The 11,485-nt window shown below is 63.7% G+C and carries 8 protein-coding genes; 5 read left to right on the top strand and 3 right to left on the bottom strand.

From position 1 onward, the window contains the following. The 3 genes from ABEL04_RS15125 to ABEL04_RS15115 form a co-directional block, all read left to right on the top strand. Positions 1-578: DUF2480 family protein (locus ABEL04_RS15125; RefSeq protein WP_375803236.1), on the top strand; the 578-nt coding region annotated here is incomplete at its 5' end. Positions 579-641: 63 nt separating this feature from the next. After that, complete coding sequence (locus ABEL04_RS15120) at positions 642-1,406, top strand: SDR family NAD(P)-dependent oxidoreductase (RefSeq protein WP_375803235.1); 765 nt, start codon at positions 642-644, stop codon at positions 1,404-1,406. Positions 1,407-2,928: 1,522 nt separating this feature from the next. Next, positions 2,929-3,354, top strand: coding sequence for a hypothetical protein (locus ABEL04_RS15115; RefSeq protein ID WP_375803234.1), 426 nt, complete (start codon positions 2,929-2,931; stop codon positions 3,352-3,354). 276 nt (positions 3,355-3,630) lie between these two features. Here ABEL04_RS15115 and ABEL04_RS15110 read toward each other — a convergent pair whose 3' ends face one another. After that, on the bottom strand, positions 3,631-4,488 hold the full coding sequence (locus ABEL04_RS15110) for an alpha/beta fold hydrolase (protein WP_375803233.1): 858 nt from the start codon (positions 4,486-4,488) through the stop codon (positions 3,631-3,633). A gap of 180 nt (positions 4,489-4,668) precedes the next feature. On the opposite strand from ABEL04_RS15110, the gene ABEL04_RS15105 reads away from it, so the two are divergent. Beyond that, positions 4,669-7,473, top strand: coding sequence for a TonB-dependent receptor domain-containing protein (locus ABEL04_RS15105; protein ID WP_375803232.1), 2,805 nt, complete (start codon positions 4,669-4,671; stop codon positions 7,471-7,473). A gap of 19 nt (positions 7,474-7,492) precedes the next feature. Here the strand turns inward: ABEL04_RS15105 and ABEL04_RS15100 are convergent, their stop codons facing one another. Together ABEL04_RS15100 and ABEL04_RS15095 are read right to left on the bottom strand one after the other, a co-directional pair. Continuing rightward, positions 7,493-8,842, bottom strand: coding sequence for an APC family permease (locus tag ABEL04_RS15100; protein ID WP_375803231.1), 1,350 nt, complete (start codon positions 8,840-8,842; stop codon positions 7,493-7,495). Positions 8,843-9,558: 716 nt separating this feature from the next. Beyond that, positions 9,559-10,362, bottom strand: coding sequence for a class I SAM-dependent methyltransferase (locus ABEL04_RS15095; RefSeq protein ID WP_375803230.1), 804 nt, complete (start codon positions 10,360-10,362; stop codon positions 9,559-9,561). A gap of 225 nt (positions 10,363-10,587) precedes the next feature. Between ABEL04_RS15095 and ABEL04_RS15090 the strand changes: the two genes are divergently transcribed. Continuing rightward, positions 10,588-11,485 (top strand): Ig-like domain-containing protein (locus tag ABEL04_RS15090; RefSeq protein WP_375803229.1); only part of this gene is annotated, 898 nt, incomplete at its 3' end.

Raw genomic sequence — 11,485 nt, 5'->3', positions numbered from 1 at the left:
CCATGGAGCCGATCGAGAACCGCGTCGCGCAAAGTGAAATCGAGGTTTACAACCTAGAGGATCTGTGGGATGGCCGTCCCATCACGGAGCTCGACATCAGCACCTTCCTGGTAGAGGGACTGATGCTGAAAGAGAAGGCGTTCCGGGACGAGGTGGAGACCCACGACTGGTCGCAGTACGACGGGGAGCATGTCGCGCTGTACTGCTCGACGGACGCCATCGTGCCCACCTGGGGGTACATGCTCATTGCCTCGGAGCTCCACGACGTGGCCCGCTCCACCACCGTTGGCCGTGCAGAGGACCTCCGTCGTGAACACTTCGCACAGGCTCTCGAGGACGAGGATTGGTCGACGTTCGAGGACAGGCCCGTTGTCATTAAGGGATGTGGCAGCGACCTCGTCCCGGAGATGGCGTACGTTCAGGCCACGCAAAAGCTGCAGGACGTGGCGCGGAAGCTGATGTACGGAGAGCCCTGCTCCTCCGTCCCGCTGTGGCGTCGCCCGCAAGAGAATACGTCCACGCCCGACGCTGAGGCCGTGGGTGTGAAGAAGCCCGATCTGCCCTCGCCGAACAGCTGAGCCGCGGCGCCGCCGAGTGCGCGCTCCGCAGGCCCCGGGCTACTCTTCCGCTCGCTGCTCGCCATGCATATCGATCTTTCCGATCAGGTCATCCTCGTCACCGGCGCAAGCCGGGGCATCGGTCGTGCCAGTGCCGAGGCCCTTGCCGGCGCCGACGCTAGCGTAGCTGTTCACTATGGGCGCAGCGAGGACGCCGCGGCCGAGGTTGCCGACGCCTGCGGCCAAGGGGCCCGACCCTTCCAGGCCGACCTCTCGGATCTTGAAGCCACCGATCAGCTCGTCGATCGCGTGGTCGACGCGTACGGCCGGCTCGACGCCGTGGTGCTTAATGCTGGGGTGGCCGTGCAGGCCCCGCTGGACGCCGATGCCGAGACGTGGGACGAGGCGTGGACGGAGACGATGCATGTAAACCTGCGGGCCCCCGAACTGCTCTGTCGACACGCCCTCCGTCACTTCCGGTCGCGGGCGCCCCTGGGAGGACGAATCATCAGCGTGGCCTCCCGCGCCGCCTTCCGGGGCGACACGCCCGACTACCTGAGCTACGCCGCCTCGAAGGCCGGCCTCGTGGCCCTCACGCGCTCCATTGCCCGCGGCTTCGGCAACGACGACATCAAGGCCTTTGTCCTGGCGCCTGGCTTCACCCGAACGGACATGGCACAGGACTTCATCGACGAATACGGGGAAGACTACGTCACGGATGACCTTGCGCTCGACCGATTGACCGAACCTGAGGACGTTGCCGCCTTCGTCGCCTTCCTCGCCAGCGGTCGGGCCGACCACGCCACCGGCACCACTATCGACGTCAACGCCGGGAGCTACGTACACTGAACCGTTGGCCACGCCAACTCTCCAGCAGGCAGAAGTAGCGCCCTGACACTGGGCCAACTGCTGCTCCTTCGCCTCATCGCGGCCCCTCGTCGGGCGCCTCAGGCAAGCACGCTCCGGGTACGCCCGCGACGGTTGCCTGATCTCCATCGTCGTTGGCTTCATCGGCGCCTTCCTGGGACTTTGGCTAGGGCGCCAGATGGGACTACCGGAACCGTTTCTCGCCACGGTCGGGAACCAGAGCTTTCCGGTGCTCTGGGCGATCATCGGATCTGCCCTCTCCTTTCCGGGGTGTTCGCCTTCCTTTCCCCGCGGCGATCTGCCTCCCGATGATTTCAGGACGACTCATCGGTCGTCGCCCCAGGAACCGCTGGGGCTCGCTGGACGCGCCGCACCTTCCGCGCGGCAGGATGGGGTCGTAGCAGCTACCGGGACGATACGTTCAAGGCGTACGTCCGGCGGGCGAGTGGCGCGTGACCGTCAAGACGACCGACCGCCGCCCGATCGGCCACATTCGCTTCGGCGTGGCGTCAGCCGACACAGCACAGACGCCGCCGATGGTCCTCCGTCGCCACTGGCAGACCCGAACTGTCACGCAGCTGTTTCGGTGTTCTTCGGTTGGGGGGCCGAGAAGCCGTCGATAAGAAACCTAGTCTAGTCGGCTCCCGCTGCAGCCCCCACGCGCCTCCTACGGAAGGGAACGGTCCTATGAGATCGGATAAGGCCACCGCGATTCTCATATTCACACTTTCTTCGTTTTTTTCTGTTCGATCGAATACCTTACCCGTTGAAATTTCAAACAAAGTGAAGATAATCAAGTGAAATGAAGCCGTCGGTCAGGTAGCACCGCATGCTTCCACGAGCGACGTCACGGTCGAGTGCACGTGCAAGGATGGCGGGTCGTGTACGGAGGTTTTCGACTGGGAGGAACGGAAGGTGACTTGTCTAGCGGTAGGTGGGTGTAGGTCCTGCGATACGACCTATAAGGTGGACGGCGAGGAGGTTCCCTCCGAGGATGTCTTTATATCTCCGTGAGATTTTCCACTACAGCCAAGTTTTCCCAAAAACCGTTCACGTCTATACCATGTACCATATAAATAGGCAATTCTATTTCCGTCCCTTTTTGTTTTTCATTCTTTCGATATTCATTTTCGCCGGTTGTGATCAGGATATGCTCTCTTCGGGGCAGTTGGATGGCAGCATTTCTCTCTACGAAGGAGGACCTACTTCCACCCGGGTCTGCGGCTCGGCAATTTGGTACCCAAAATCGGACGCGGAGCTCTCGACCCCTGGTGGCGTGACGATCAAGGATGACGAAACGCTCGAGTTTGGATCGGAGGTGACATTACACGTGTCTTCGGAGTACCAACTCATTACGCAGAGCAGGGACGGAGAGGTGACCGCGGTGTCAGACAGTTCAGAGCCTGTAGTGTCGTGTGAATGCAAGGAGGATTCAGGCTCGTGCACGGTCCGCACGACCCCCGGGTCTCTCTACTGTTCCTTGACGAACTGTTCGGACTGTATTATGCGTTTCGAAGAAGTGGGGCAAAACGGGGTGCGATTTCCCGTAGAAGGCGCGCCCGCAGGATACATCCGTACGTTCGCCTCAACTCAGTTCGTCACGAGCGATGACAGCGTGCGTTCACCCGCAGCGTTCTCGGCGATGCTGAGCCTCCAGGACGTGGAGCGCTCCTTTTTCTCCTTCCTGAAGCAAACAGTCGGACCTCCGGCCTCTATTCGACTCCAGCCCACCCGGACCTCTACGGGACTCGAGGCTCCGAAGGGCACCGAGTTCGCAGCTGTTCAGCTGGCTGGGCGCACCTTGTTCGTTGCCCTTCCTTCCTCGGATCTCCCAGAGGAGGCTATGTCCTCGTCTCGGCTGGTCTGCGAGGGAGCCCTGTGTCGCCCTCCATCCTCGCCTGTAGAAGCGCCTGTCGTCGTCAAGCTTTAAGCCTACACCGTGCTTACAGACAACCGGGTTGATCATCCGAGGGGGGACCTCGTTGGTCACCACGTCCCTTCGTTTCGTTTTCCACGCTCACCGCGGTCAACCCTTCCCAATGATCAGTTTCGCCATCGGCACCACGATCAACATCAACGCTGGCAGTTGCGTGCACTGACGGGCGTTCACTTTTAGAACGCCCACGAGTCGCCTGGCGTCCTGAACCGCGCGCTTCCGTGGCCCGCGGCACCGCCGGCACCCGTCCGTCTCCGAGTCCGCAGGTCCCTACCTCCCCCGAGCGACGCCTCTCCGCACCTCTTCCGACGGCCGTGGCCGTGAGCATTCGCCCTCTTTTTCGCCAGAGACACGGGCCAGGAAGTCGTCGACGAGCTCGTTGAACACGTCTGGTTTTTCAACGGGCAGTGCGTGGCGGGCATCCTCGACGACCGCAAGCTCGGCGTTGGGCATCTGGGCGGCAATCCGATTCTTGGTGGCCACCGGCGTGTAGTCCTCGTCCGACGACACGAGGAGAGCAGGCGCAGTGATGCGGTCGAGGCGATCCGCAACGCTCCATCGCATGATTGCGTCGACCGACCAGAGGTAGGCCTGCTTGTCGTTCTGCGACCAGCGTCTGACGAACTTGCGCCGGAGCTCCTCCTGGCTCGGCTTTACGAAGAGCTTCCGGGCAAGGAGGCGCCCCACTCGGCGCATGCCGAGCGCCTGCACGGCCAGCCGGCGCGAGGCGTAGAACCACACGTCGTGCCAGGAGTGGAGACGCATGTCGACCGTGCTGTTGACGACGACAAGGCTGCGTACGAGCTGAGGAGCCCCGGCTCCCAGTTCGAGGGCCACCATGCCCCCCATGGACAAGCCCGCAACGTGGACAGGGGCAACGCCGAGCTCGCGTAGAAGCACGGCGACATCCCGCGCAAACTGCGCGATGTGGTAGGGCCGCTGCCCTCGTTCGGACCGACCGTGGCCGCGCAGGTCGACGCGCAGAACGCGGTGGCGTTCGGTAAAGTACCGTGCCTGTGCGGCCCAGTCTCGACTGCTAGACCCCAAGCCATGTACCAACAGGAGAGGCGGGCCGGAGCCCTGATCGTTGTAGTGGAGACGAACGTTATCGACGGTCGCGTACGGCATATGACGGCGTCGGGGCGCCTGAAGCACAGATTTCTTCTTTCGGACGGACAGTGGGTGCTATCCCCACCGGCACGGGACGTTCGGGCGAAGACCCTAACGAAAATTTCTATGTTCTCCCTAGCGATACCTCCTTACATTAAAAGCCCAAACTTGTGTGAATCTCTACCGTCAACTGGTCCCATGCCTCAGACTCGTCTCGTTTCGTCCATATGCTCGTGCAAGCGCAGGGCCCGGTGGGCCGGAACAGCGCTGCTCTTCGGGCTCATGCTGCTCCTCGCGCCGGTAACGGCTCAAGCACAGGCCCCTGGTACTATCGAGGGGCGGGTGGTGGATGCCGAGTCGGGCGACCCCCTCGTCGGGGCCAACCTGAAAGTAATTGGAACCCAGCGGGGCACGTCGACCGACACGGAAGGCCGTTTTGTGTTGTCGGTGCCCCCGGGTCGGCTCACAGTCCGTGCAAGCTTTGTCGGGTACACCGCAGTCCAGAAAGAGATTGAGGTGGAGGCGGGGGGCACCGCGCAGGTTCGCTTTCGGCTTCAGCCCGGATCCACGCTCGACAATGTCGTGGTCGTGGGAAGCCGGGCCCAGGGCCGATCGGCCCTGCGGTCGGCCGTCCCGGTCGACGCCATTTCCGTCGACCAGCTCACCGTGGAGTCCCCGCAGACGGATCTCAACCAGCTGCTGAACTACACCGCTCCCTCGTTCCAGGTCAACCGGCAGTCGGCAGCCGACGCGACGGAGTTCGTGGATCCGGCCACGCTCCGCAGCCTGCCGCCGGACCAGTTGCTCGTCCTCGTTAACGGCAAGCGCCGCCACAAGAGCTCGCTCATAAACACGTTAAACACGGTAGGCCGTGGCGCTGCAGGCACGGACCTGAACGCCATTCCGGCAGCGGCCGTCTCGCAGATCGAGGTGCTCCGGAACGGCGCCTCTGCCCAGTACGGCTCCGACGCCATCGCGGGGGTCATCAATCTGCAGTTGAAAGAGGCCACCAACCAGCTGACTGCCAGCGTGACGACCGGCGCCCGCGAAGTGCGTGGCGGCGACCTCGTGAAGGTGGAGGCGAACTACGGGTTCGACGTGGGGGACAACGGCTTCGTGAACGTCACCGGCATGTTCAAGGACCGGCAGCGAACGAACATCACCGACGGAAACCAGCTCATTCTCTTTAACCAGCCGGTGAGTCCGCCCTTCGCGTTCGCCTACCCGCTGGCCAACAATCCCGATCAGGTGCGTCAGCGGGACAATCAGATTCTCCGGGAACGTGGGCTGACTCGGAAAGACTTTTACTACCGCGTGGGCCAGTCGGGCATTCAGCAGGGCGCGGTCTTCCTCAACTCGGAGTTCGGCCTGCAGAACGGCGCCACGCTCTACGCCTTCGGCGGCCTCTCCTACAAGAATGGGATCGGTGCCCCCTTCCGTCGTCGGCCCTTTAGCACGGCGGCGATGCCGTGGCTGCCGTCCAACGAGAATCCCAGGCTGTTTCCAAATGGGTTCCAGCCGGAGATGAACTCCGACGTCGTCGACCAGTCCATCACGATCGGCGTAAAGGGCACCATTGGCGGCTGGAATTGGGACCTGAGCAACACCTTTGGCCGCAACAGCCTAGACTACCAGATGGACAACACGGTGAACGCGTCGCTCCTGCAGGCGAGTCCAACCAGCATCTACGCCGGCAAGCATGCCTTCAGCCAGAACACGGCGAATCTCGATGTCTCCCGCTTCTTTGCCGACGTGCTGGCCGGCGTGAACGTGGCCTTTGGCGGCGCCTACCGGATCGACCACTATCAGATTTTTGCCGGGGAGGAGGCCTCGTACCGCGACTACGGCCGGGTGCAACTCGTCGAGGATGGTCAACTCGTGACGCGCGACACGCTTGGGAAGGACCCGGGCTCGCAAGGCTTCGTAGGCTTCCGGCCTGAGAACGAGGTGGACCGCACCCGCAGCAATGTTGCCGCGTACGTGGACACAGAGTGGAACTTGACCGAGCAGCTTTTGGTGACGGCCGCCGGGCGCTTCGAGAACTACAGCGACTTCGGCCGCACCCTGAACGGGCGGCTCGCCGCCCGACTGGGCCTCTTCGACGGGCGGCTGAACCTGCGCGGCTCAATCAGCAACGGCTTCCGCGCCCCCTCGCTGCACCAGCTCTACTTCAACGAGGTGCGCACGGACCTCAACGACGAGGGCGAACTCGTCAACATCGGCACGTTCAGTAACGACAGCGAGGTGGCCCGGGTGCTCGGCTTTCCGCGGCTGGACGAGGAGCGCTCGCGCAACTACAGTGCGGGCATTACGGCCAGTCCGATTGAGAATCTCGACCTGACGATCGATGCCTATCAGATCAACGTCGACGACCGCGTGGTCCTGACGGGCACCTTCGGAAGCAGCCCCGGCATCGCAGAGCTGCTCCGAGAGGTGGGCGCCCAAAACGCCCAGCTCTTCGCCAACGGGGCAGACACCAAGACGCAGGGGCTCGACGTGGTGGCGACATACCGGCTCCGCACGGATCTGGGCACCGCCGACCTCTCGGCGTCGGCCAATTTCAACGACACCGAGATCGAGGCACTGAACATTCCTGCTACGGTCCGCCAGAATTATGATGGAGAGGATCTGCGGAGCACATTCTTCGGCCGGCAGCAGCAGGGCTTCCTGACGGAGAGCAATCCGGAGTCGAAGCTCACCCTCTCGGCGGATCTTGAGCGCGGGCCCGTCTCACTCCTCGTGCGCACGGTCCGCTTCGGGGAGCAGATTCGTCCCGGATTCGCCGGAAATCAGACGCACAGTCCGCAATGGGTCGTGGATGCCACTGCGTCGTACCAAATTAGCGAAGAGGCCACGCTCAGCGTGGGCGCCAACAACCTGTTCAATAACTTCCCCGACAAGCAAATTCCGGGGAACTCTTTCTTCGGCGTGTTCGACTACGCGCCGGTGCAGCAGGGCTTCAACGGGGCCTTCTACTTCGCCCGGCTCAACCTTCGTCTGTGAGGCCGACCCCGGTCGTGGGTCACGACGAGGACTCTGCCGGGGCTTCTTCGGGGGAGGCCTCGTCGAAGATGAGCCAGCGGCTAACAAGGTACAGCAGCGCCCCGACGCCCACGATGCCGAGCCCCACCAGTGATTCGGTGGGCTTGTCGATGAACACGTAGACGAGAATCCAGGTGTTGACGGCCAGGAAGACGAGAGGCGGGACCGGATAGCCCCACGTGGTGTACGGACGCTCCACGTGTGGCATCCGCCAGCGCAGTACGAACACGCCCGCAACAGTGAGGATCATGGAGAGGGTGAGCGTAAAGCCGGCGTAGATGAGCACCTGCTCGAACGTCGAGGTGTAGATGAAGGCCAGGGAGAGGGCCATCTGGAAGAGAATCGAGTTGACCGGGATGCCGCGGTCGTTGGTAACGGCGAGCCAGCGCAGCGGGCGGGAGTCCTCGCCCATCGCCTGCGTGACCCGGGGACCCAAGTACACCATTGCGCTCACCGTCGACACGAGGAGCAGAGCGATGAAGAGGGACATCACCTGTCCCCCGATGTCGCCGAAGATCACCTTCCCCGAGAGGTATCCCACTTCTACCTCCCCGGCCATCTCACTGGCGGGCACAGTGTAGAGGAAGACGAACGTGAGCAAGAGGTAGAGAACCGTCACGAGCCCGGTACCCAGCACCAGGGAGCGGGGCATGTTGCGCTGCGGATCGCGGATCTCGCCGACGATGTAGACCGCGCCATTCCAGCCCGCGTACGCGTACGTCACGAACACGAGGGACACCGCGAAGCCCGGACTCACGATTTCCGCGAGTCCCTTGGCGTCCGGCACGATCGAGATGGTGTGCGACGGATTGGCCTGGAGGGCCGAGGCGACAAACACGAGGATGAGCAGCACTTTCAGGCCGGTAAAGGCGTTCTGGAACCGGCTGCCCCACGTGATGCTCGTTGCGTGAATGGCCGAGCACAGAACTACGATGCCGGCGGCCAGATGGACGGAGGAGAGACTTGGGAACACCGCCGTCGTGTAGTCGCCGAACGCGATGGCGGCCAGGGCGATGGGGCCCGCAAAGCCGAGCGTCGCCGTAATCCACCCCACGATGAAGCCGAGCGACGGGTGATACAGCTCCGAGATGAGGTGGTATTCGCCTCCGGACCGAGGCAGGGCCGCTCCCAGCTCGCCGTATACGAGCGCGCCGCAGAGCGCCAGCCCCCCTCCCACGGCCCACAGCATCAACAGTGCGAACGACGAGTCCAGGTACTTCACCTGAAAACCGACGCTCGTGAAGATGCCGGTGCCAATCATGTTCGCGACGACGAGCGATGCGGCCGTCACGAGCCCTACCTTTACCGGTGTACGATCAGGCGTCGTCATGCTGTAGTCGAGTCAAGGGAGCGGGCTAGGAACAGGCCTTCGTCTCAGGTGCTCGAACGGCGTCGAGGCGCAACCAAAGTGCCGCCTGAACTCCGGAGATACAAGTAGTCCCATCGTGCCCGGGTGCCCCCATGAACTAGTCAACCGTCGTTCCCGACGCCGCACCCTGAGGGGATTGGGATCTCAGAGACCGTGGGGACGGCAAGCCAGGCACAGGACGCTCACACTGGGGGTGTGTATCAGTTCGTGAGCCAGGCAGCCGCCAATCAGGACGCTGTGTTTTGGTAGCTGGGTCCTGCAAGGAAAGCACGTGCCCTACAGCGCGAGGCTCAGTGCAGAGTGGGCGGGTGAAGAATCCAGCGCTGGGACTGAGTACGATGGACGTGCCCATCTGCGGGCACGGCTATCCTGCGAGGATGTCTTCTCTCTCCGCTCAGTTCCCCATGTGCATCCTGTCCGGCCGGTTTCGTTCGGGGAGCCTCTCCTGCGGCGATCGCATCTCGCGGCGGCCATCTACCGCCCCGTTCTTCGGGGGCAGACCGTTGGTGCGCCCGCGCCCTCACGTCCATGTTCGCCCGTGCAATCCGGGCACAATCTGCCCGTTGAAAGGTGAAGGGGCCGCCTGCCCCGGTCCCTACTCCACCTACAATCGGTGCCCTACCCGCTTCCGTACGGTCGCTAGAAGCAGTTCGATTCCGACAGCAAGGGTTGCCCCGCTACACCTGTCCCCAGACCGAGTAGACCGTGTAGGCTGCCGTCAGCCGGTCGGGGTCCTCCTCAACTTGGCGCGCGTCCGCCACCAGCGCTTCGTGCTCCTCGGGCCCCAGCTCTCCCTTCTCCAGAAGCGCCCCGGCCGTCACCTCGACACTCATCGTGTACAGCTCCCGCACGACAGTGTCGTCCGTCTCGACGGGCACCACGGCCTGCACCGCCGGCTCGCCGGTCCCCTCCGGCCCCTCGATGCCGGCTGCCCGAAAAAGTCCCCACGTCTTCCGGCCCATCTGCGGGTCGAGAATTGCTCCGGCCAACTCCCGAATCGTCTCATAGGCCCGGCTCGGCGGCCAGGTCCCCAGCGACGCAAAGTCCGGCTCCTGCGCCGCCACGACACCCCCCGGCCGGCAGACGCGCCGAAACTCCTCGACGGCGTCGTCCGGTTCCGGCAGGTGGGTCAGGAGGAAACGGGCGTAGACCACGTCAAAGCGGTCGTCCTCAAAAGGAAGGTCCTCCGCGGCTCCCTCTTGGTACTCCAGGTCGACCGAGCTGTCAGGATCGCTCCGGTCCTGTGCGGCGGCCAGGAGATCAGAATCGGCGTCAAGGCCGATAACACGCGCGGGTTCAGGGAGCCGCTCCCGGAGATGCCGTGTGGTCCGCCCGATGCCACATCCCACGTCGAGGACCTCGGCCCCATCCGGAACTGACAGATCATTGAGAAGGGTGCGGGTTGAGGATGCAAACGCGTCGTCGAGAAGCTCCTGTCGCCGGATCGACTCGTCTGCGGCGTAGGTCTCTGGCGTGCTCATGGGCGTGCTAAGATTTGTCCCGAAAACGTGAAGAAGTGATGTATCGAAAACGTAGAGCCTGTGAGGAAAAAAGTAAACTCTGAGAGACGTCTGTCGGCTTAATAGAAGTGGCAGCAGGGGACATGACGCAGCCGTCGGGAAACTTGGCGGGGACGGACCTGTGGAAACAAATTGTGAAGATACCCACCCTCCCTGCCTGTTCTTCATCGCTTCCCCTGCCCGCTCATGCCCGATCGTTCTGCTATCGCGACGGTGCTCGTCGCCGTCGCGTCTGTTCTCCTCGCCGTCCCTCCCGTCGCGGCGCAGTCCCTCGAGATCGAACCCGCCAATCCCACCCTCCAGGTCGGCCAGAGCCAGCAACTCAAGGCCTTTTATGTGGGCCCGGATGGCGAACGCACGCGCGACACCACCGTCGTCTTCTTCTCCCGCAGCGACGGGGCGCCCACGTCCCGCAGCGGCAAGGTCACGGCCGAGGCGCCCGGCACCCACGAAGTGATTGCCCTGCGGCCCGGCACCGAGACGCAGGACCGGATCATCAAGCGCTTCTCCGTCACGATCCCGCAGCCGGCCGTGGCGACGGTGACCTTCGACGCGCCGCCGGAGCAGGTCTACGCGGGCACGCAGGTCCCGCTATCCGTGAAGGCCCTGTCGGCCAACGACCGCGAGCGAGAAGATGTGCGCGTGCGGGTCGAGAGTAGCGATTCCGACGTCGCCACGGTCGACCGCCTGCACCGCATCCAAGCAACGACACCGGGCCGCGTCACCCTCACGGCCCGCGCCAAGGGACACGAGGCCACGACGACCGTGGAGGTGATGGAGAACCCCATCGCGTCGCTGACGCTGAGCGGCGGGGCCGACTCGGCCCGCACAGGCGACGTGCTCGACTTTGCGGCCACGGCCCGAACGGAGGCCGGCACCGCCGTGGGCGACGCCCCCATTCAGTATGCGGTCCGCACCGATCATACCGAGCCGCGGGCACCGGGCGCCGCCGCCGAGATTGGGAACGACGGGCGGTTCGTGGCGGAGGACGCCGGGCAGTACACCGTCGTCGCCACGAGCGGGTCGCACACCGCCACCCACACCGTGTCGGTCACGCCGCGCAACCTCCAGGGCTCGATCGAGG

Origin of the sequence: Salinibacter sp. (assembly GCF_042218895.1) — a bacterium.
Taxonomy (GTDB): domain Bacteria; phylum Bacteroidota; class Rhodothermia; order Rhodothermales; family Salinibacteraceae; genus Salinibacter.
The sequence above is the reverse complement of the archived record's forward strand: the minus strand, read 5'-3'. Positions and strand labels throughout refer to the sequence as shown.

Excerpts from the sequence above, each read along its gene's own strand:
- ABEL04_RS15120 (WP_375803235.1), top strand. The coding sequence starts at position 642 with ATGCATATCGATCTTTCCGATCAGGTCATCCTCGTCACCGGCGCAAGC.
- ABEL04_RS15115 (WP_375803234.1), top strand. The coding sequence starts at position 2,929 with ATGCGTTTCGAAGAAGTGGGGCAAAACGGGGTGCGATTTCCCGTAGAA.
- ABEL04_RS15110 (WP_375803233.1), bottom strand. The coding sequence starts at position 4,488 with ATGCCGTACGCGACCGTCGATAACGTTCGTCTCCACTACAACGATCAG.
- ABEL04_RS15105 (WP_375803232.1), top strand. The coding sequence starts at position 4,669 with ATGCCTCAGACTCGTCTCGTTTCGTCCATATGCTCGTGCAAGCGCAGG.
- ABEL04_RS15100 (WP_375803231.1), bottom strand. The coding sequence starts at position 8,842 with ATGACGACGCCTGATCGTACACCGGTAAAGGTAGGGCTCGTGACGGCC.
- ABEL04_RS15095 (WP_375803230.1), bottom strand. The coding sequence starts at position 10,362 with ATGAGCACGCCAGAGACCTACGCCGCAGACGAGTCGATCCGGCGACAG.